Raw genomic sequence first — 19,861 nt, forward strand, 5'->3', positions numbered from 1 at the left:
GCTTAATTCGCTCCTTTCTGGAAAAATTTTCTGACGCGCAGAATCAGCTCCTGGGACACCAGACCGATGATCAGGCCGGTGACCAGCCCAGCAATCAGAAGAACCGGCAGATAGCTGAAAATATTATAAGAATTCACGACAAGAGCCGCCACGATCAGCTGGCCGATGTTGTGGCAGATTCCGCCCACCGTACTGACCGTAACCACCCGGTACCGCCCGGTCTTCTTGATCAGCATCATAACCGTCAGACTCAACAGGGCGCCGGCCAGACTGTAGATGATACTGAACAGATTGCCAAACAGAAAGCCTGCCAGGATCACACGGACGATGGAAATCAGATACGCTTCCCTGCTGCCCATGCAGTACAGCAGGACCACAATCACCAGATTCGTGAGCCCCAGCTTCATGCCCGGAACCCCGAAAAAAAACGGAATCAGAGATTCCACATAACTGAGAATCAGAGCAAGCGCCAGAAATATTCCAAGAAAGGCAAGATTTTTATGTTTCATCTGTTAAAACTGCTCCTCACTTTACAACTGCATCCACAGAAGAGTCCTCGCCTCCCCGGATGCTGACCACTACCTTGTTTGGAAGGCAGACAATCGTCTCCCCCTTTGCGTGGATCTTTCCCTGATGAACACAAAGTTTATCGGGGCAGTCCGCCTCTATCATTTTTGCATAACCGTCTGAAATCTGAAGGACGTTTGCAGTGGTTCCGTGAATACGGATCGGTATTGTTCTGGATTCCGACAGACGGTAGGTTCCATAGACCTTGCCGTCCACCGTAACGACTGCCTGAGCGCCGGATGCGCGATGTCTGATCTTCCATACTCCAAACACAGACAGGCAGACGGCCAGAAGAATCAGAATGAGAATCAGATCCCGACGGCCCATTCGTTTATTTGCGTTCTGCTTGTTTTCACTCATCCGCTTCCAATGCTCCAATGTAATAAAATCCCCGGCATTCTTTCAGATGCACCGGAAGAATCTTGCCGATCATCGCCTCGGTTCCCGGGAAATGGACGATGCTGTTGTTCTCCAGACGGCCGGTGACCAGAGAGGGATCCTGCCGGTTGATGCTCTCTACCAGTACACGCCGGGTCTGTCCGCAAATTTTCTGCGCATTGCGGGCACCGCTTTGCTGGACTTCCTTCAGCAATCGGTCAAACCGCCGGTTGATCACATCCTCCGGGACCTGATCCTCCATGGAAGCCGCAGGCGTTCCGGTCCGTTTGGAATAAATAAATGTAAACGCGCTGTCAAACTGTACACGCCGGACCACATCCATGGTTTCTTCAAAGTCTTCATCCGTTTCCCCAGGAAAGCCCACAATAATATCCGTTGTCAGGGCGATATCCGGCATAGCTGTACGGATCCGGTCAACCAGGGCCAGATAAGATTCCTTCGTATACCTGCGGTTCATGGCCTTAAGAATCCTGCTGCTGCCGGACTGCAGCGGCAGATGAATATGGCGGCAGATTTTGCGGGAGGATGCCATCACCCCAATCAGCTCGTCAGAGAGGTCCTTCGGGTGGGAAGTCATAAAACGGATGCGCTCCAGGCCGTCAATCTGTTCGACCTGCTGCAGCAGCCGGGCAAATGTGATTTCCTCCGGAAGGCCTTTGCCGTAGGAGTTTACATTCTGTCCCAGAAGCATAACTTCCTTCACGCCGTCCGCCACAAAGTTCCGGATTTCCTGCAGAATTTCTTCCGGTTTGCGGCTGCGTTCCCGTCCCCGCACATAGGGTACAATGCAGTAGCTGCAGAAATTGTTGCAGCCGAACATAATATTTACGCCCGTTTTAAAAGAATAGGTCCGCTCGTTTGGAAGATTCTCCACGATATCCTGCGGCGCATCCCAGACATCCACCACCATGCGGTCGGACTCCAGTGTCTGGACAATCAGTTCCGCGAATTTATAAATATTGTGGGTACCGAAAATCAGATCCACAAAGGAATAACTCTCCCGGATCCGCTGCACAACGGTCTCTTCCTGCATCATGCATCCGCACAGCGCAATCACCATATGGGGATTTTTCTTTTTGTATCCGTGCAGATATCCCAGATGGCCGTATACTTTATTGTTCGCGTTTTCCCGTACGGTACAGGTGTTGTAAACCACAAAATCCGCGTCTTCCCGGTCAGTTTTCCGATAACCCGCAGCCTCCAGAATTCCGGTCAGCTTTTCGGAATCCCTGGCATTCATCTGACAGCCAAACGTACGAATACAGAACGTAAGTCTCCTGCCCGCCTGTGCGCAGCGCTCTGCCACCAGCTGTCTGGCCCGGCTGACAAAATAATACTGGCGCCAGGGTTCCTCCTTCGGCGCGGGACGGTTCAGGTCCACTGCCTCCAAATAATCCTGCATGGTTCTGGTATCCATTGTATTCATATTGCTTTATTCTTCCTTTATTCTTTGATTTTGGAAGCTTTTCCTGATTCGAAGGCTTCCAGTTCCATGATTACCCGCCGGTAAACATCCGGATAGCGCAGGCCGGTATTTCTGCAGATTGCCGCAATGGAGTCGTATTCCGGATAAATACGGGTCCTGCCGCCAAATTCGGTGGATTTCACAGCTACTAACCCCAGTGTGGTATCCACCGTATCTTCTTTTCGCTTCAGAATCGTGCGTTCCATCTCTGCCCGGCGAATTCCGATAGTCGTGGTCTGGGCAAAGATGATGTCTTCCATTTTCTCCCGGTCCCGCGGACTGCAAAGCACATTCAGCTGATAGGCGGGCCGGTTTTTCTTCATAAAAATAGGAGTGTAATTCACATCTCTGGCGCCCTGTTCCAGCAGCTGTTCCATAACAAATCCCAGTTCCTCACCCGGGCAGTCATCCAGATTGCATTCCAGCTTGATGACACGGTCCGCTTCACCCGATGCACTGCCGGAGCCGTCTGCGGACGCGATCATGTAAACACGCAGCACACTGGCAGCTTCGTATTCACGTTTTCCCGCACCCATGCCGCATTTTAATACACGATAGGTTTCCGGAAGCTGCGCAGATGTCATAAGCGCAGCGGCAATCGCTGCTCCTGTGGGGGTGACATATTCTCCTTCCCGGTTCATGGAATGAAGCATCAGCCCATTTGCCGCCGCAATATTTGCCACTGCAGGCACCGGGATCGGCAGAATGCCATGGGCACAGCGTACGGTGCCGCTGCCCTCGCAGATCCTTGGAATAATCACCTGATCGATTCCCAGATTGTCAAAGCAGACTGCGGCAGCCGCGATGTCCACGATGGAATCCACGGCACCCACTTCATGGAAGTGAACCTCCTCCAGTGTGCTTCCGTGCGCTTTTGCCTCCGCTTCTCCGAGAATGGTGAAAATCCGTTCTGCGATTTCCCTGGCGTGTTCGGTCATGGCAGACTGCCGGAGAATGTCTGTCACCTCCCGGTACCCTCTGTGACAGTGGGTATGGGAATGCCCTGCATGGTGATGTTCTTCATGGGTATGCGCTTCGTGGTGATGGTCTGCATGGTGATGTCCTTCCTGCGCATGTTCGTGTTTCGGATGTTCCTCTTCCCTGTGCGTATGTCCGTACAGATAGTCCATATCATGATCATGGTTTTCAAGAGCTTCATCCAGAATCACCTGGAAATCACAGCAGTCCAGGCCTGATTTTTTTACGCGTCTGATTTCTGTGCGAAACCCTTTCAGGGGCAGCGATGCCAGCGCTTCCTGAAGCACCTGGGGATCGGCGCCCAAATCCAGCAGCGCAGCCACTGTCATGTCTCCGCTGATTCCGGAATTACATTCAAAATATAAACTTTTATTCATGATTCTTTACTCCCAGTCGATTGATCTGTGTGGCAAGATAACCTGCGCCAAACCCATTGTCGATATTTACAGCTGCCACTCCGTTGGCACAGGAATTCAGCATGGAAAGCAGGGCGGATACTCCGCCGAAGCTGGCTCCGTATCCCACGGAAGTCGGCACGGCAATCACCGGGCAGCTGACCAGTCCGCCGATTACGCTGGCCAGGGCTCCTTCCATCCCGGCACAGGCAATCACACAGCTGGCCCCCTGAAACACATCCAGGTGGCGCAAAAGCCGGTGCAGGCCGGCCACTCCCACGTCATACAGCCGTTCCGTCCGGGTGCCGAAAAATTCGGCGGTCTGGGCCGCCTGCTCTGCTACGGGAATATCGGAAGTTCCGCCGGTGCAGACAACGATCTTGCCGATGCGTGTTTTCCCCGGTTTTTCTGCTTTTAATATTCCGGACTGCGGATCATACTGCAGCTGCGGCAATTCTTTGGCGCAGTACCGGTACTGTTCCAGAGATGCCCTGGTTCCGAAGGCTTCTCCGTCCACTTCAATGAGACGCTTATATATGGCAAGCAGCTGTTCGTTGGTCTTGCCGGAACAGTAAACCACTTCCGGAAAGCCGGAGCGAATCAGCCGCTGGCTGTCCAGCCGCGCAAACTCCATTTCCTCAATGGGTCTGCGGGCCAGAAGGCCTTCCGCTTCTTCCACGGTCATGGAACCGTCTCTTACCTGTTTTAAAATATCTGATATACTTTGCATCATCTATATCCTGGCTACTCGTTCATTCTTTCATTATAATATACGCCGGTTTCTGTAAAAATCCGGTCCACTGACACATCCCGCTCATCCACAGGGATTTCCGGAAGAAAAAAACGGTTGGAGCAGATACCGGCAGAATCAATCTGCGGGTAAGCGGACAGATATCTGTCATAGTATCCCTTCCCGTATCCCAAGCGGAAAAAACGGCTGTCATAGACCAGACCGGGCACAAAACAAATGGAAGACCGAAGGTTTGCCGGGACTTCGGTCTGGGGTTCCATCACATGAAAACAGCCTTCTGCAAAATCTTTTCTCAGATTCGTTACCTGATAGAAATCCATGGTATCCCCATGCACACGGGGAAACGCCACCTGTTTTCCGATCTGAAGCAGCTGCGCGGCAAGGGGCAGAAGATTGATTTCATGCTCCAGCGGATAAAACAGCAGATATTCCTCATAGGCATCGAAATCCAGATGCTCCATAATCTGTTCGATAATCTGTGCGGAAGCCTGATAATTATCTTCTTTTGAAACAGCATTCCGCAGCGCCATATACTCTTTTCTGACTTCCTGCTTGCTTTTCATTGTTCTCCTCCATTATCCTCGCCGATGTCTACGCTGTCCCGGATAAATTCCCGCAGATCGAAGGAACTCTCTTTCTGTCCGCGGAAAAATGTGCCGCGGAACTTTCCTTCCATAATCTGATGGAGAATTCCCACATCCGCGCCATTGGCAATGATCATGTCCGCGCCTGTGCGGGTGACAATTTTAGCTGCGGTAAGCTTTGTGGTCATCCCGCCGGTGCCGACGGTGCTTCCGGTGCTGTCTTTTGCCATGGCGGAAATGTGATCATCCATGGATGTGACCTGTTCAATCAGTCGGGCGTCGGGATTTTCTCTGGGATCATCGGTATACAGTCCGTCAATATCTGACAGAAGGATCAGAAGATCCGCGTGAATCAGGGATGCCACAATGGCTGACAGGGTATCATTGTCCCCGAACTGCATCAGACAGCTTAACTCATAGGTGGATACCGTGTCATTCTCATTTACGACAGGAATGATTCCCAGGCGGAACAGCTCTTCAAAGGTGTTTTTCGCGTTGGACCTGGAATGGTCATGGAACATCGTGTTTTTTGTCAGAAGCACCTGCGCAGCCGTCTGATTGTATTCGCTGAACAGACGCTGGTAGGCCATCATCAGTCTCCCCTGTCCCACTGCGGCACAGGCCTGTTTGGTGGCGATATCAGCCGGCGGTTCCTGCAGGCCGATGGCTGCCCGGCCTACCGCCACCGCGCCGGAACTGACCAGGCAGACATCCATGCCCTGATTCCTGTAGTCACACAGTTCCCGCACCAGTTTTTCCAATTTGATATAATCAGTTCTGCCGCTGTTCACATGCTGCAGCGAAGAGGAACCGATTTTTACAACGATTCTTCGTTTATACTTAAAATAATCGTGATAATCCATTTTTGATTCCCTTTCATAAAATCGCACAAGGCGCCATCATGTTTAATAGCTTACCACATCAATCGGAAAAAATCACCCTTTTCCTTGTCACTGCGAAGCGGGTATGGTATATTTTTTCTTATGATTAAAAGGAAACAAACAAAGAAAAAACGCTTCCGCTTCTGTGCTGCCGCGCTTGCCGGCATCACTGCCGCCGGTGCCGTGCTTCTGAGCGGATGCGGAACAGACAGAAATGAATCCTACACAAAAACCGGCACGTATTTCGATACGGTGATTACCGTTGCCGTCTATGGAAAAGAGAACCAGAAATATCTGGACGGCTGCTTTGATCTGGCCGGGCATTACGAAAAACTCCTGAGCAATACGGTTCAGACCAGTGATATTTCCCGCATCAATGATGCAGACGGGAAGTATGTAACCGTGGATTCCGATACCATTGAAGTCCTGAAGGACGCGCTTTACTACTGCCGGAAAAGCCAGGGAGCCTTCGATATTACCATCGGGAAAACCGCTGATCTCTGGAATTTCACAAACAACAAAGGCACCATACCGGCCGCTTCCAAAATCAAAGACACTGTTTCCCATGTAAATTACAGAAATATCTCGATCCGTGGACAGAAAGCGGCTCTGAAAGATCCCAAAGCAGAAATCGACCTCGGAGCCATCGCCAAGGGATATATTGCCGATCAAATGAAAGATTATCTGGAAAAACACCATGTTTCATCCGCAATTATCAACCTGGGCGGAAATGTCCTGCTGGTGGGAGACAAACCGGACGGAAGCAGCTACAAAGTGGGGGTCGAGAAACCTTTTCACACCGAACAGTCCCTGGGTACCCTGACCCTGTCCGGCAAATCCGTCGTCACTTCCGGCGTATATCAGAGGTATTTCAGGAAAAACGGCACCATTTATCATCATATTCTAAATACCCGTACCGGCTATCCGGTTTCCAATCAGCTGTACAGTGTCACAATCATTTCCGATTCCTCGGTGCAGGGAGACGGTCTCAGCACCACCTGTTTCGCCCTTGGTCTGAAGAAGGGCATGCGTCTGATTGAGCAGACCGACGGGGTGGAAGCCATCTTTGTCACCAGTGACTATCGACTGCATACCAGCAGCGGCATTGGCACATCAGTTTCCTTCCAGCCGGAAAGCTGAGTCTGACCCAAAAGAACTCATCGGATTTCCGTCTGTGACAAAAGCCGCCGGCGACTGGTCTGCTGTATTTTATACAGTGGTCCGGTCGCCGGCGGCTTCTGTCATTACTGGTTATTTATTTTATCTGCGATTATCTGCGCCAGGGCATTCCAGTGCGCCTTGGCATCACTGCGTTTTCTTGCTTTTTCTGCTTTCTTTAAAGCTCCCGCGTCATCCAGGGTCCCCCGGATGCTGTTAAAATCCGAGAAAATAGTGTCGCCGTTGCTCTTGATGTATTCCCAGTTTTCCTTAAATGTCTGCTGCTGCCCCTGATCCAGGGTTTTCCAGAATTCATCATAAATATCTCCTGCGGATACTGCCAGGGCCGGATTGGAAGAGGCCCAGGATACCAGACCGGCTGCAGCTGACGCGCATTTTAAGGTGGATCCGCTATCGCTGCCCCACCCGATGCAGGCGTTCAGCGCGTTGGTCAGCCCCTTCGCATCCACTGCGGCTTCTGTCTTATCCGGTTTTGCCTTTGCATTGTCTGCTTTCTCTGTTTTTTTATTATCCGTCACGGTTTCTCCGGCAGCTGAGGAATCACCGGAATTCGATGTGCCACCGGATGCAGACGTCTCTGCGGATCCGGAAGATTCACCTGCCGCCGACGCGGATGCCGCGGAAGATGTCTGAGTCTTTGGACTGGATGTGTCTGTTTTTGTTCCGCAGGCGCACAGACCGGTCATGACCAGTGCTGCCGCCAGCAGAAGAACTGCTTTTCGTTTCATACATACACCTCTCGTTTGTTTTTCCATTGATTCACTTCCTGTTTATATTACCACATTTCTCTCCATCCGTGAAATCACAGAAATGAAAACCGATGCCTTCCCATTTTTGTTTCGATGATAAAAAACGCCGGGACAGCAATCCTACCATTACTGTCCCGGCGTTTTTATTAAGCAGCAGATGCCTTACGCAGTTGCTTCTTCTTTTTTCTCCGGTTCTGCCGGTGTGCCGAGAATAATATGTCTCGGACACTTTGCCGCGCATTTTCCGCAGCCGACACACTTGGACTGATCGATATGCGCCAGTGAATTTTCCACTTTTACAGCGTCATACTCACAGGCTTTCACGCACATCATACATCCGATGCATCCCACGTCGCAGACAGACATCAGCTGTTTGCCTTTGGCATTGGAGTGGCAGTTTACCAGATGTGTGGAATCGTAAGGAACCAGCTCAATCAGATGCTGCGGGCATACCTTAATGCATTTCTCGCAGGCTTTGCACTGCTCCTTATCCACTACGGCAATGCCGTTTACCACATGGATTGCGTCAAAGGGACATACTTTTACACAGCTGCCATATCCCATACATCCATAGGTACAGCCCTTCGGGCCCCCGTTCGGCATGTTTTTGACTGTCACACAGTCTTCCACACCGGTATATTTATAAAGGTCTTTTGTTTTGGTACAGTCACCGCCGCACATTACAAATGCTACGTTGCGGACAGTTTCTTCCGCAGCGACACCCATAATCGCGCCGACTTTTTCTCCTACCGGAGCGCCGCCTACCGGGCAGGCATTTACAGGCGCTTCCCCTTTGGCGATCGCTGCCGCAAGGCCGGAGCAGCCCGGATATCCGCAGGCACCGCAGTTGTTGCCCGGAAGTACTTCCAGTACTGCTTCTTCTTTCGGGTCTACTTCTACTTTGAATTTTTCACCGGCAATTCCAAGAACAATACCGATGACAATTCCCACACCGCCGACTACGCAGGCGGCAATAATAATAGCCATACTCATGGTCTGTCCTCCTTAAATTACACCGCTGAATCCCATAAACGCGATTGCCATGAGACCGGCGGTAACAAGAATAATCGCGGATCCCTGGAATGGTTTCGGAATACTGTTGTATTCAATCTTTTCACGAATACCGGCCATAATCACAATTGCGATGGTGAAACCTACTGCAGTCGCGAAACCGTTTAATGTGCTGACGCCGATGTTGTAGTTTTTCTGGACATTTGTCAGAGCCACACCTAATACGGCACAGTTTGTCGTAATCAGGGGAAGATAAACGCCCAGCGCATTGTACAGGGAGGGAGATGATTTCTTCAGAAACATCTCTACAAACTGTACCAGAGCGGCAATAATCAGGATAAAGACGATAGTCTGCAGGTAGGTGATATTTAACTTAACCAGTACAAACTGATTAATGACCGCAGTCACACAGGAGGCAATGGTAATGACAAAGATTACCGCCGCGCCCATGCTGGCTGCTGTATTAACTTTTTTGGATACGCCAAAGAACGGACACAGGCCAAGGAACTGGCTTAAGATAACGTTATTGACGATGGCCGAGCTGACCATAAGCAAAATTACTTCTTTCATCTAACGCTCCCCCTATTCTTCCGTTTTCTGTGCTGCGGTATCGCCAACAGCTACTACTGCACTTCTGCTGATGCATACACCGTTGCCGCAGGTAGCGCAGTCGCCGCCCAGACAACCGGAAGCCGCCGGCAGCGGTTTGCCTTTTTTCTCGGCTTTTGCGCGTATGGTGTTCATGATTGCGATCAGCATAGCCAGAACAAAGAAGGCACCCGGTGCAAGGACAAAGATGGTGATCGGAGTAAAGCCGGCTTTTCCGGATGCTGCGTCAGCAAGGGGCAGCACCTGCACGCCAAAGATCTGGCCTGCGCCCAGAAGCTCACGGACAATACCGATCATGGTCAGTGCCCAGGTAAATCCGAGACCCATACCGATACCGTCGAAAATGGACGGAAGGACAGGGTTCTTGGATGCATAACTTTCGGCACGGCCGAGAATGATGCAGTTTACAACAATCAGAGGGATATAGATTCCCAGTGATTCATACAGATCCGGAATGTAGCCTTCCAACAGGAACTGAACGATTGTTACCAGGGAAGCAACTACTACGATAAACGCGGGGATACGTACCCCGTCCGGAATAATATTACGAAGCATGGAGATAATCATATTGGAGAGAACCAGTACCACGGTTGTGGAAAGGCCCATACCGATACCGTTGGCTGCCGAAGTGGTAACTGCCAGTGTCGGACACATACCAATCAGCATGACCAGGGTAGGGTTCTCCTTGATCAGACCATTGTAGATACGTTCGATACATTTACTCATTTGACTACTTTGCCTCCTGTCTGATTCAGCAGATATTTGCCATATGCAATACCGGAATCCACCGCGTAGGTGACGGCTTTTGAAGTAATGGTGGCACCGCTGATTGCGTCAATCTGATCTTTCGACTTGGCACCTGATTTCGTTACTTCAAAGAAATCCACTTTTTTGTTTTTAAACTGTGAACTGAAGGCTTCATCCTTAGCTTTCATACCAAGGCCGGCGGTATCATTGATGGTGGTCAGTGAATATCCGGTAACTGTTCCGTCTTTTAAGATACCCATGGACAGGACAATGTCGCCGCCGTAGCTGTTGTCGTCTTTTACTGTAATGACATATCCCACCAGCTGTCCGGAACCGTCGAGTCCCTGGACACATCCGTTGATGGTATTGTGTTCACTGAGTCCGGCCTTTTTCAGGATCGTCTCTGTGTCATCTGCTTTGAAGGTCGGAAGATCCACAAACTTCTTGGCATCCGGCATGACTTCCCGATATGCGGACTGGATCTTATTATATTCCGCCTGTGCAATCGGCGCTTTTGTTACATAATATACTGCGCCCAGGGCAACACCTGCAATAATTGTAATCAGGAAAAGAATCAGAGCGTCTTTTATGCGTGATTTCGTCATTACTTCTCTCCTCCTTTCCCGAAAGGTTTCGGAATTGTCCAGCGCTCAATCAGCGGAACCAGAAGGTTCGCGAAGATGATGGAGTAGGAACAGCCCTCTGCCATGGAACCGAACATACGGAAAATACCAAGCAGGATACCTGCGATAATACCGTAAATGATTTTTCCTTTTGGCGTAATCGGCGAGGTGACATAGTCTGTCGCCATAAAGAATGCACCCAGCATCAGGCCGCCGCCGCATAACTCAGATACTACAAAAGTTCCGAAATCACCGGTGGTAAGGTGTCCGCCAAACAGGACGATAAATACTACAAACGCAATAATATAGGAAGCCGGGATCCGAAGATCAATGACTCCCATGGCGATCAGGAACGCCGCGCCGATCAGCAGGCAGATGACAGAAGTCTCGCCGATGGTACCTGCGGTTTTGCCCAGAAACATATCCAGGGTGTTCACAGATTCGCCGCTGCGGATCAGGGCCAGCGGAGTGGCTCCGGTATAGGTATCGGTCTGGAAATTGCTCATCTGGCTGGTAAAGGACAGCAGAAGGAAACACCGGGCACCCAGTGCCGGGTTCATAAAGTTCTGGCCCAGACCGCCGAACAGGCATTTTACAACAATGATTGCAAACGCACCGCCAAACAGGGCAATCCACCAGGGGAGCGTGCTCGGGAAGTTCAGTGCGAGAAGCAAACCGGTTACAACAGCCGAAAGATCTCCGACTGTATTCTTCCGATGGGTGATTTTATCAAAAATCCATTCGGATACAACTGCTGCTGCAATTGTTAATACAATAAGAATCAGCGCCCGGTATCCAAAATTGAAAATACCGAAAACCGATGCAGGCAAAAGAGAAATGATGACATACAGCATAATCCGTTGTGTATTGTCTTTTGCTCTCACATGCGGGGATGACGCCACATTATACATGTTACTCACAAATTCCACCTCTTTCTCTTATGCTTTTTTCTTCCGCTTTTCAGCGATTACGGATTTCTTCATGGCACGGATTGACTGTGCCAGGTTGCGCTTCGCCGGGCAGATGAAACTGCAGCTGCCGCACTCGACACACTCCAGACCATTCCATTCTTCAAACAGTTCCGGACGGTCATTTTCCGAATAATCCGCCAGCCGGGACGGAACAATCCGTGAAGGACAGACTTCCACACACCGGCCGCAGTTAATGCAGGCGGAAGTTTCGCATGCGGATACCTGGTCCTTGCACATGCACAGAAGCGCGGAGGAGGTCTTGGTAACCGGGAAATCAGTGGTCAGAACCGCAAAGCCCATCATAGGGCCGCCGGAAATCACTTTTTCCGGTTCCTGACGGAATCCGCCGGCAGCGGCGATCAGTTCATTGAAATTGGTACCGGTAGGGCAAAGGAAGTTGCCCGGTTCCGCAATCGCGTCACCGGTAATGGTAACCATACGTTCCATCAGAGGACGTCCTTCTTTTACCGCCTGATGGATAGCCACCAGTGTTTCTGTATTGTCTACAATACAGCCGGCATCTGCCGGGAGCATGGTAGAATTAATCGCTCTTCCGGTAGTGGCAAAGATCAGCTGACGCTCAGATCCCTGCGGATATTTGGTGCGAAGCGCCATCACTTCCATCTTCGGTTCGTTCTTCGTCATTTCCTGAAGTTTCAGGATGGCGTCTTTCTTATTGTCTTCAATCGCAAAGATGCCCTTTGCGCCGTCAAACAATGAAAGAACGATACGCATACCGTCAATCAGTTTTTCCGGATAGTCCATCATACGCTTGTAATCCGCGGTGATATACGGCTCGCACTCGGCGCAGTTGGCGATGATGTAGTCAATTTTGTCCGGTTCTTTCGGAGAAAGTTTTACATGAGTAGGGAATCCTGCTCCGCCCATGCCGACAATACCGGCATCCTGAATTTTTTTGATGATTTCCTCTTTGGTTAATGCGGATGGATCTTCCACCGGAGTGAATTCTGCCTCAGTAAACTGTCCATCGTTCTCCACAATAATGGAATCCACCATATCACCTACGGCAACACGATGTTTTTCAATGGATTTGACTGTACCGGAAGCTGATGCATAAATCGGAGCGGATACAAATCCGCCTGCTTCTGCGATAAGCTGTCCGCGCAGAATCTGATCTCCCTTTTTCACAACGGGCTTCGCCGGAGCACCTATATGCTGGGACAAAGGATATACCAGGTCGCCGGATGGTTTGAATTCCACCACAGGCCGATCCTTGGACAGCTCTTTGCCATCATATGGATGAACCCCGCCCTTGAATGTGCGTAGACTCATTTTCGTTCAACCCTTCTTTCTTTTTCTCTCTTGAAATGTTACACTTAATAGCAATATTTCCGTAGTATTATACCACATATTGCACAAATAATACTCAAAAAAAAAAGAATATAGGAATTAAATTTAATGCAATCTTCAGAAAGTTTATGGGTGTTTTATTATGACAGAATTTAGATATAATTATAATAAAAGGGATATTTTGGCACCTGCACGGCAGTTTATCACCGATCATCTTCTGGTTCTGGATATCGAAACCACCGGATTGTCTCCAAATAAAAACATGATATACTGTATCGGTCTCGGCTATCAGGACGAAGGCCGTATTCAGGTTCATCAGCTCTTTGCGGAAACTCTGGAAGAAGAAGCGGAGATTCTCTCCCGGCTGAATCAAATCAGCCGCCGGTTTTCCCAGGTACTGACCTTTAACGGCACCACCTTTGACCTGCCGTTTCTGCGCAGGCGATCTGCTTTCCACGGCATTTCCTGCGGAATCGACCATCTGCGTTCCCTGGATCTCTACCGGGAGGCGATGCGCATCCGGCGCATATTTCCAATGCGGGAATACCGGCAGAAATCCTTTGAACAGTTCCTTGGGATGCAGCGGGAAGATACCATGGACGGCGGAGCCCTGATTCCCGTATTCAGGCGCTATACGCGTCAGCATCAGCCGGAAGATCTCCATCTGCTGCGCATCCACAACCAGGAAGATGTCTATGGCCTGTTTCCCCTGCTCTCGCTGCTGGCATACAACCGTCTGGTGGAACAGGGCGCCTTTCAGATCGCGGAAGCAGGCATGACCCGTGAGGAACACCCCAGGCTTTCTGTGCGGATCCGCCTGGACCATGAACTGCCGGTATCCCTTCAGCTTCTGACCGAAGCCTCCGGCGGCGCTTTTTTGAAGAATACCGACGGCCTGCTGGAATTCCCGGTGCATCACGGTGTGCTGCGCCACTATTTTCCGGATTACAGAAACTATTACTATCTTCCGGAAGAAGACACCGTAATTCACAAAAGCATCGGAAAATATGTGGATTCCGCCCATCGAAGCAAAGCAACACGGGAAAACTGTTTCCTTTCCACAGAGACGGACTACCTGCAGCTGAAGAGGTTCCGGAAGGATTCCTTTTTGAAACGTTCCCTGAAGGACAAAGACACCTATATCGATCTGACCCCCTGGAAAGAATCCCTGCAGTCCGGAATCGCCGGCCTTCCTGCCGATGCGGATCCGGCGTTTACAGATCTTTTGAACCGGGTCATCTGCCACTGGCTGTCTGAATACCCGGAGCCTTAACCGATACATAATCGTAAGAAATTCAAAAAGAGACAGTCCGTAATGGACTGTCTCTCATTCTTTTTCCCACAGGAAGTCGGATTACTCTTCTTCCGCTTCTTCCGGCTCGTCTTTCATCAGTGCTTTCATGCTTAAGCTGATCTTGCGCTCGTCTTCGTTGAAATCAACGATCTTCGCTTCGATCTCCTGGCCTACAGAAAGTACGTCAGACGGTTTGTTGACATGATCTCTGGAAATCTGAGATACATGCAGCAGCGCGTCAACACCCGGTGTCAGTTCTACAAATGCACCAAAGTCTGTCATACGGGCTACTTTACCTGTTACAATATTGCCTGCCGCAAATTTCTCCGCTGCGTTGTTCCACGGATTCTCCTCCGGGAATTTTGCGCTCAGGGCGATCTTGGTGTCACGGATATCTTTGATCATGACTTTCACTTTGTCGCCGTTTTTGTAAATCTTGCGCGGGTTATCCACACGGCCCCAGGACATCTCGGAAATATGAAGCAGTCCGTCTGCGCCGCCCAGATCAATGAACGCACCGAAATCTGTAATATTCTTAACGGTACCTTCCATCACGTCGCCTACATGGATCTTCTCCAGAAGCTCTTTCTGCTTCTCAGCTTTCTCCTTCAGGATCAGCTGCTTGCGGTCGCCGATGATTCTTCTCTTGCGCGGGTTGAACTCTGTAATAATGAACTCAATCTCCTGACCGTCATATTTGTTCAGGTCTTTCTCATAGATGTCGGAAATCAGGCTGGCCGGAATAAATACTTTGGTTTCGTCTGCTTCTGCGATCAGGCCGCCGGAACGTACCTGTGTAACAACACCTTTGACAACTTCGCCTGCTTCTGCTGCTTCCCGCAGTTTTTCGCTGCACTTTTCAGCATCCAGACGTTTTTTGGAAAGGATTACCTGACCTTCGCCGTCATTTACTTTGACAACTTTGGCTTCCAGGGTATCTCCTTCCTTCACAACGGTAGTAAGATCAAGGTTTGCATCATTGGAATATTCATTGCGAGAAATGATTCCGTCTGATTTATAGCCGATATTTAACGCTATTTCATCTGGTTTTACAGCAATGACAGTACCTTCGACTACATCTCCGTTCTTAATTGTTTTAAATGATTCGAATTCATCAAGCATTTGTTCAAAACTTTTCTCTGACATGTAATTTTGAACCTCCTCTATAATATAGTTTGGGGTCGAAGCCCCTGCAGTAATACCTACGTAGCCGAAACAGTCAAAGTCAATCTCTCGCAAATCTGCTTTTGTCTGTATGAAGTAAGTATTCTCACAGTGCTCCGCACAGATCTCCTTCAGCTTGCGTGAATTGGAACTGGACGGATCACCTATCACAATCATAGCGTCTGCCTTCTCCGAAAGCTTCCGGGCAGCGTCCTGACGTTCCCGAGTGGCAGAGCATATCGTATTATGAACTTCTATATCATAACCTTTTTCGGCAATAATTTCAACTAATTCTTTGAAAATTGTGGAATTACTTGTTGTTTGTGCCACAACACACAGTTTTCGGTTTCCGGAACAGGAAAAATTCTCCGCTTCTTCCCTGCTGCTGAGGACAATCGGTTCCCTGTCGCCGCACCAGCCGCAGATCCCTTCCACTTCCGGATGCCCCGCATTGCCGATAATCACCACCTGCCGGCCGGCTGCGTCTGCCTCCTGCACAATCCGGTGAATATTCCGGACAAAGGGACAGGTTCCGTCAATGACTTCACATCCCGTCTGTTCCAGCGCCTCTTTTTCTCTCCTGGTAATCCCGTGGGACCTGATGATCACCACAGCATCCGGTCTGCCCGCCAGCTCTTCCGGCCGGTGAATCACCTGTACGCCTGCGGCTTCCAGCCGTTTTACCACCTGGGCATTGTGAATCATGGGGCCGTAGGTAAAGACTTTTTTTCCGGTTTTCGCGGCCTGTACCCGCACAGCTGTCATGGCCCGTTTTACCCCGAAGCAGAATCCTGCCTTTTGCGCTAATTCGACTCTCATTTCCTGACGGATTCCTTTCCCTGTCCCTCCGTCTGAAGTCCTGCTTTTTCCGCCAGCGCGCGGATGCAGGTGACCACTTCCTCAATGGACATATCCGATGAGTCCACGAGAACTGCGTCTTCTGCCTGTTTTAAGGGGGAAATCTCCCGGGTCATATCCGCCCGGTCCCTGGCTGCGATATCCTGTTCGATTTCTTCCAGACTGCAGGTTTCTCCCTTTTCCACCAGTTCTTTGTAACGGCGCATTCCTCTGGTATGCACACTGGCCGTCAGATAGATTTTGAGCTGAGCATCCGGAAGCACGCAGGTTCCGATATCCCTGCCGTCCATAATCACATCATTGGCAGCTGCGATTTCCTGCTGGGTGCGCAGCAGTTTGCTTCTTACAAAATCATAACCGCTGGTACCGGAAGCCATTTTTCCGACTTCTTCCGCCCGGATTTTATCAGAGATATCCCTGCCGTTCAGAAGCACTTTCTGTCTGCCGTCCTCATAAGCCAGCGCCACACGCACGTTTCCGCATTCTTTCTGAACCGCGTCCCGGTCATCCGCCGCGATACCCGCAGTCAGAAAATCGTATGCCAGCGCGCGGTAAAGCGCCCCGGTATCCACATACAGAAACCCCAGGTCTTCTGCCAGCGTTCTTGCGATTGTACTTTTGCCTGCGCCCGCAGGCCCGTCGATTGCGATATTAAAGCCCATTCTTACTTCCTTTCTGCTATACTGCTTCCTGCAAGATGTCCGGTAGACCAGGCAATCTGCAGATTAAATCCTCCGGTAACCGCATCCGTGTCCAGCATTTCCCCCGTCAGATACAAGCCGGGTACCAGGCGGGATTCCATCGTGGAGGGATCCACTTCTTTTACCGATACCCCGCCCCGGGTAACAATTGCCTCCCGAAACCCGCGAAGGCCTGTAATGGTACCGGGGAAAGCCTGGATCAGTTCTGCCAGACGGCGCCGCTCTTCCCGGGTAACGGCATTCACTTTCTTGTCTTCCGGAATCCCGGAAAGACGGATGATCACCGGAATCAGTTTGGAAGGCAGCAGATGGTTCAGGGAATTGCCGAACTTTCTGTTTGCCTGCCCGGAAAAATCTCTTAAAATCCTGTGATCCAGGGTTTCCCGATCCAGGGCCGGCTTCAGGTTGATCCGAAATGACAGCTCTTCTTTCAGCGCCCGGTCCGGGAGAAGACTGGAGGCCCGCAGCACCAGCGGTCCGGTGATCCCGAAATGGGTAAACATCAGCTCGCCGAACTCTTCAAACAGGCAGCGGTTTTTCTGCCAGACTGTCAGCTCTACGTTGCGCAGCGAAAGTCCCTGGAGTTCCCGGATGTAGGGTTCTTTCGTTTCCATCGGAACCAGGGAAGGCCGGAGCTCGGTTACCCTGTGTCCCAGTTTTTTCACCAGACGGAAGCCGCTTCCGTCAGATCCGGTGGAAGGATAGGACATGCCGCCGGTGGCCAGTATCACTGCTTCGGCTGCCAGGTCCTTTTTCTGTCGCCGGGGATCGCGGATTCTCACACCGGACACCTTTCCGTCCGCCGTCAGTATTTCTGTCACTTCTGTGTTCAGACAGACCTGCACTCCCGTTTCCTTCAGTCCCCGGTTCAGGGCCCTGATAATGTCCGAAGCATGGTCGGACCGGGGAAAAACCCGTTCGCCCCGTTCTGTCTTCAGCGGCGTCCCATGTGCTTCAAACCACTGCATAACTGCCTGATTGTCAAAAGAGTATACCGCACTGTAGAGAAACTTTTCATTTCTTGATACATGGGAAAAGAAATCGGATGTCTCACAGGCATTGGTCACATTACAGCGCCCTTTTCCGGTAATATATATTTTTTTCCCGGTTTTTTCCGTATGTTCCAGCAGGGTCACCCGGTTCCCGGCTTCTGCGGCGGAAATCGCCGCCATCATTCCGGCGGCCCCTCCTCCGACTACAAGTACCTCTGTCATATTCCTCCTAGATATCCAGCGTGATCTGCGCTTCCCTTGCGGCTTCTTCCTTAAATTCCTCAATTTTTTCCTGGGAAATCTGCGGAAGGTCATCGGTGGAATGTACCGAGAAGCAGCGCAGAAATTCTTCTGTGGTGCCGAACAGCAATGGTTTGCCCGGTGCGTCCAGGCGTCCCAGCTCCTTAATCAGACCGTATTCCAGAAGCTTATTGATGGAATGGGCGCAGGACACGCCCCGGATCCGCTCGATTTCCGCCCTGGTAACCGGCTGTTTGTATGCAATGATTGACAGGGTTTCCAGGATTACATCCGTCAGGATCTGCTGTTTCGGCTGTCTTGCGATCCGTATCAGATATTCGTAGAGTTCCGGCTTGGTGCACAGCTGATAGGATCCGTCCAGCTCGATGATCTGGATTCCGCTGTCTGCCCGGCTGTATTTATCCTTCAGGCCGGAAACCACGCGGACCACATCTTCCCGGCTGATGCCCGCTGCATGGGCCAGGGCCTCTGCCGACACAGAGTCTCCCATGGAAAACAATATGGCCTCAATGGCAGCCTCACACTCTTTGGGGTTCATGATCCGCCTCCTTCCGTCTTTCGTCCGGAACCTTTGATTCAATCAGAATATCATCAAACAGATGCTCCTGACGGACTGCGATCAGTCCGGATTTCATCAGTTCCAGGACTGCCAGAAACGTAACAATCACCTCTGCTTTGGAGTGCTGCTTCTGCAGCAGATTCCGAAAACTGAACTGATGATGCGCAGCCGCGTACTTTTTCAGAAAATCTGTCCGGTCTTCGATGGATACTTCTTCTTTGCGGATTCTGCCGAATCCGGACCGTACCGGATCGATCTTATCCGCCTGCCTGCGCATTACCGAGAGAAAAATCTCATGGAGTCGGTTCATATCATAGCCGGCAGTCAGCTGCTCCAGATCCAGCGGCTCTTCATAGGAAACCACTGCTTCCGGCAGATGACGGCGGCGGTAGATCACTTTTCCGGCGTCCAGCTGACGGTCCTTCAATACCATGGACATGTATTTATACATCTTATACTGCAGCAGCTGTTCCACCAGTTCCGCCCTGGGATCCGTCTCTTCTTCCCCCTCCTCTTCTTCCTTGTCGGGAAGCAGCATACGGGCCTTGATATCCAGCAGGGTGGCAGCCATCACAAGAAAGGAACTCATGGAATCCAGGTCTTCCCGATCCATCTGTTCCAGATAGTCCAGATACTGGTCGGCGATCACCGCAATCGGAATATCATAGATATCCACCTTGTTTTTCTCAATCAGATGCAGAAGAAGGTCAAGGGGTCCCTCAAAAGCCTCCAGCTTCACGTTCAGTTCCACTTTTTCTCTCCTTTCCCCATGCGCGGTCGCTCCTTCTGATCTTCTCGTGTTCCGGTCTGTC

The 19,861-nt window shown here is 50.7% G+C and carries 21 protein-coding genes; 2 read left to right on the forward strand and 19 right to left on the reverse strand.

Annotation, left to right across the window (positions count from 1 at the left end; all coding sequences use genetic code 11):
• Nucleotides 1–2: 2 nt before the first annotated feature.
• From CXIVA_RS11610 to proB, 7 genes are read right to left on the reverse strand one after another with little or no spacing between them, the layout of a single operon-like run.
• Nucleotides 3–509, reverse strand: coding sequence for a Gx transporter family protein (locus tag CXIVA_RS11610; protein WP_013978234.1), 507 nt, complete (start codon nt 507–509; stop codon nt 3–5).
• A 16-nt stretch (nt 510–525) separates the two neighbouring features.
• Nucleotides 526–927 carry a NusG domain II-containing protein gene (locus tag CXIVA_RS11615; RefSeq protein ID WP_013978235.1) on the reverse strand — a complete coding sequence of 134 codons (402 nt, stop codon included), beginning with the start codon at nt 925–927 and terminating at the stop codon, nt 526–528.
• On the reverse strand, nt 920–2,383 hold the full coding sequence (gene miaB / locus CXIVA_RS11620) for a tRNA (N6-isopentenyl adenosine(37)-C2)-methylthiotransferase MiaB (protein ID WP_242822933.1): 1,464 nt from the start codon (nt 2,381–2,383) through the stop codon (nt 920–922). The genes CXIVA_RS11615 and miaB overlap by 8 nt, the downstream gene beginning before the upstream one ends.
• Before the next feature lie 26 nt (nt 2,384–2,409).
• Nucleotides 2,410–3,786: a nickel pincer cofactor biosynthesis protein LarC gene (gene larC / locus CXIVA_RS11625; protein WP_013978237.1), complete on the reverse strand. Its 1,377-nt coding sequence runs from the start codon at nt 3,784–3,786 to the stop codon at nt 2,410–2,412.
• Nucleotides 3,779–4,537, reverse strand: coding sequence for a nickel pincer cofactor biosynthesis protein LarB (larB, locus tag CXIVA_RS11630; RefSeq protein WP_242822900.1), 759 nt, complete (start codon nt 4,535–4,537; stop codon nt 3,779–3,781). The genes larC and larB overlap by 8 nt, the downstream gene beginning before the upstream one ends.
• Nucleotides 4,538–4,548: 11 nt before the next feature.
• Nucleotides 4,549–5,118 (reverse strand): 5-formyltetrahydrofolate cyclo-ligase, encoded by a 570-nt coding sequence (locus CXIVA_RS11635; RefSeq protein ID WP_013978239.1) that lies wholly within the window; start codon nt 5,116–5,118, stop codon nt 4,549–4,551.
• Entirely contained in the window at nt 5,115–6,002 is an 888-nt protein-coding gene (proB, locus tag CXIVA_RS11640) for a glutamate 5-kinase (RefSeq protein WP_013978240.1), read from the reverse strand. The genes CXIVA_RS11635 and proB overlap by 4 nt, the downstream gene beginning before the upstream one ends.
• Before the next feature lie 120 nt (nt 6,003–6,122).
• Between proB and CXIVA_RS11645 the strand changes: the two genes are divergently transcribed.
• Complete coding sequence (locus CXIVA_RS11645; protein WP_083835030.1) at nt 6,123–7,160, forward strand: FAD:protein FMN transferase; 1,038 nt, start codon at nt 6,123–6,125, stop codon at nt 7,158–7,160.
• A 104-nt stretch (nt 7,161–7,264) separates the two neighbouring features.
• On the opposite strand, the gene CXIVA_RS11650 is transcribed toward CXIVA_RS11645, so the two are convergent.
• From CXIVA_RS11650 to rsxC, 7 genes are all read right to left on the reverse strand, one after another.
• Entirely contained in the window at nt 7,265–7,927 is a 663-nt protein-coding gene (locus CXIVA_RS11650; protein WP_148267822.1) for a hypothetical protein, read from the reverse strand.
• Nucleotides 7,928–8,110: 183 nt separating this feature from the next.
• Nucleotides 8,111–8,941, reverse strand: coding sequence for an RnfABCDGE type electron transport complex subunit B (locus tag CXIVA_RS11655; RefSeq protein ID WP_013978243.1), 831 nt, complete (start codon nt 8,939–8,941; stop codon nt 8,111–8,113).
• 12 nt (nt 8,942–8,953) lie between these two features.
• Entirely contained in the window at nt 8,954–9,529 is a 576-nt protein-coding gene (gene rsxA / locus CXIVA_RS11660; protein WP_013978244.1) for an electron transport complex subunit RsxA, read from the reverse strand.
• Nucleotides 9,530–9,541: 12 nt separating this feature from the next.
• Nucleotides 9,542–10,294 carry an electron transport complex subunit E gene (locus CXIVA_RS11665; protein ID WP_013978245.1) on the reverse strand — a complete coding sequence of 251 codons (753 nt, stop codon included), beginning with the start codon at nt 10,292–10,294 and terminating at the stop codon, nt 9,542–9,544.
• Nucleotides 10,291–10,920 (reverse strand): RnfABCDGE type electron transport complex subunit G, encoded by a 630-nt coding sequence (locus tag CXIVA_RS11670; protein WP_013978246.1) that lies wholly within the window; start codon nt 10,918–10,920, stop codon nt 10,291–10,293. Before CXIVA_RS11670 ends, CXIVA_RS11665 begins: the two co-directional genes overlap by 4 nt.
• Entirely contained in the window at nt 10,920–11,858 is a 939-nt protein-coding gene (locus tag CXIVA_RS11675) for an RnfABCDGE type electron transport complex subunit D (RefSeq protein ID WP_041727915.1), read from the reverse strand. Before CXIVA_RS11675 ends, CXIVA_RS11670 begins: the two co-directional genes overlap by 1 nt.
• 18 nt (nt 11,859–11,876) lie before the next feature.
• Entirely contained in the window at nt 11,877–13,202 is a 1,326-nt protein-coding gene (gene rsxC, locus CXIVA_RS11680) for an electron transport complex subunit RsxC (protein WP_013978248.1), read from the reverse strand.
• Between the two features lie 160 nt (nt 13,203–13,362).
• Here rsxC and CXIVA_RS11685 point away from each other — a divergent pair, with 160 nt between their 5' ends.
• The gene (locus CXIVA_RS11685; protein ID WP_041727918.1) at nt 13,363–14,493 is read left to right on the forward strand and encodes a ribonuclease H-like domain-containing protein; all 1,131 of its coding nucleotides are present in this window, start codon (nt 13,363–13,365) and stop codon (nt 14,491–14,493) included.
• An 81-nt stretch (nt 14,494–14,574) separates the two neighbouring features.
• Here the strand turns inward: CXIVA_RS11685 and CXIVA_RS11690 are convergent, their stop codons facing one another.
• Genes CXIVA_RS11690 through CXIVA_RS11710 form a run of 5 tightly spaced genes read right to left on the reverse strand, consistent with a single transcriptional unit; the run spans nt 14,575 to nt 19,800 of the window.
• Nucleotides 14,575–16,497: a bifunctional 4-hydroxy-3-methylbut-2-enyl diphosphate reductase/30S ribosomal protein S1 gene (locus tag CXIVA_RS11690; RefSeq protein ID WP_013978250.1), complete on the reverse strand. Its 1,923-nt coding sequence runs from the start codon at nt 16,495–16,497 to the stop codon at nt 14,575–14,577.
• Nucleotides 16,494–17,198: a (d)CMP kinase gene (gene cmk / locus CXIVA_RS11695; protein WP_013978251.1), complete on the reverse strand. Its 705-nt coding sequence runs from the start codon at nt 17,196–17,198 to the stop codon at nt 16,494–16,496. Before cmk ends, CXIVA_RS11690 begins: the two co-directional genes overlap by 4 nt.
• A 2-nt stretch (nt 17,199–17,200) precedes the next feature.
• Nucleotides 17,201–18,451 carry an NAD(P)/FAD-dependent oxidoreductase gene (locus tag CXIVA_RS11700; RefSeq protein WP_041727920.1) on the reverse strand — a complete coding sequence of 417 codons (1,251 nt, stop codon included), beginning with the start codon at nt 18,449–18,451 and terminating at the stop codon, nt 17,201–17,203.
• 7 nt (nt 18,452–18,458) lie between these two features.
• Entirely contained in the window at nt 18,459–19,028 is a 570-nt protein-coding gene (gene scpB, locus CXIVA_RS11705) for an SMC-Scp complex subunit ScpB (protein ID WP_013978253.1), read from the reverse strand.
• Nucleotides 19,009–19,800, reverse strand: a complete 792-nt coding sequence (locus CXIVA_RS11710; RefSeq protein WP_013978254.1) for a segregation/condensation protein A — start codon at nt 19,798–19,800, stop codon at nt 19,009–19,011. Before CXIVA_RS11710 ends, scpB begins: the two co-directional genes overlap by 20 nt.
• Nucleotides 19,801–19,861 lie beyond the last annotated feature (61 nt).

The sequence above is a fragment of the Clostridium sp. SY8519 genome (assembly GCF_000270305.1).
Classification (GTDB): domain Bacteria; phylum Bacillota; class Clostridia; order Lachnospirales; family Lachnospiraceae; genus SY8519.

What these genes read in the sequence shown, in the direction of transcription:
- CXIVA_RS11610 (WP_013978234.1), bottom strand. Translation starts at nt 509, where the DNA reads ATGAAACATAAAAATCTTGCCTTTCTTGGAATATTTCTGGCGCTTGCT.
- CXIVA_RS11615 (WP_013978235.1), bottom strand. Translation starts at nt 927, where the DNA reads ATGAGTGAAAACAAGCAGAACGCAAATAAACGAATGGGCCGTCGGGAT.
- miaB (WP_242822933.1), bottom strand. Translation starts at nt 2,383, where the DNA reads ATGGATACCAGAACCATGCAGGATTATTTGGAGGCAGTGGACCTGAAC.
- larC (WP_013978237.1), bottom strand. Translation starts at nt 3,786, where the DNA reads ATGAATAAAAGTTTATATTTTGAATGTAATTCCGGAATCAGCGGAGAC.
- larB (WP_242822900.1), bottom strand. Translation starts at nt 4,537, where the DNA reads ATGATGCAAAGTATATCAGATATTTTAAAACAGGTAAGAGACGGTTCC.
- CXIVA_RS11635 (WP_013978239.1), bottom strand. Translation starts at nt 5,118, where the DNA reads ATGAAAAGCAAGCAGGAAGTCAGAAAAGAGTATATGGCGCTGCGGAAT.
- proB (WP_013978240.1), bottom strand. Translation starts at nt 6,002, where the DNA reads ATGGATTATCACGATTATTTTAAGTATAAACGAAGAATCGTTGTAAAA.
- CXIVA_RS11645 (WP_083835030.1), top strand. Translation starts at nt 6,123, where the DNA reads ATGATTAAAAGGAAACAAACAAAGAAAAAACGCTTCCGCTTCTGTGCT.
- CXIVA_RS11650 (WP_148267822.1), bottom strand. Translation starts at nt 7,927, where the DNA reads ATGAAACGAAAAGCAGTTCTTCTGCTGGCGGCAGCACTGGTCATGACC.
- CXIVA_RS11655 (WP_013978243.1), bottom strand. Translation starts at nt 8,941, where the DNA reads ATGAGTATGGCTATTATTATTGCCGCCTGCGTAGTCGGCGGTGTGGGA.
- rsxA (WP_013978244.1), bottom strand. Translation starts at nt 9,529, where the DNA reads ATGAAAGAAGTAATTTTGCTTATGGTCAGCTCGGCCATCGTCAATAAC.
- CXIVA_RS11665 (WP_013978245.1), bottom strand. Translation starts at nt 10,294, where the DNA reads ATGAGTAAATGTATCGAACGTATCTACAATGGTCTGATCAAGGAGAAC.
- CXIVA_RS11670 (WP_013978246.1), bottom strand. Translation starts at nt 10,920, where the DNA reads ATGACGAAATCACGCATAAAAGACGCTCTGATTCTTTTCCTGATTACA.
- rsxC (WP_013978248.1), bottom strand. Translation starts at nt 13,202, where the DNA reads ATGAGTCTACGCACATTCAAGGGCGGGGTTCATCCATATGATGGCAAA.
- CXIVA_RS11685 (WP_041727918.1), top strand. Translation starts at nt 13,363, where the DNA reads ATGACAGAATTTAGATATAATTATAATAAAAGGGATATTTTGGCACCT.
- CXIVA_RS11690 (WP_013978250.1), bottom strand. Translation starts at nt 16,497, where the DNA reads ATGAGAGTCGAATTAGCGCAAAAGGCAGGATTCTGCTTCGGGGTAAAA.
- cmk (WP_013978251.1), bottom strand. Translation starts at nt 17,198, where the DNA reads ATGGGCTTTAATATCGCAATCGACGGGCCTGCGGGCGCAGGCAAAAGT.
- CXIVA_RS11700 (WP_041727920.1), bottom strand. Translation starts at nt 18,451, where the DNA reads ATGACAGAGGTACTTGTAGTCGGAGGAGGGGCCGCCGGAATGATGGCG.
- scpB (WP_013978253.1), bottom strand. Translation starts at nt 19,028, where the DNA reads ATGAACCCCAAAGAGTGTGAGGCTGCCATTGAGGCCATATTGTTTTCC.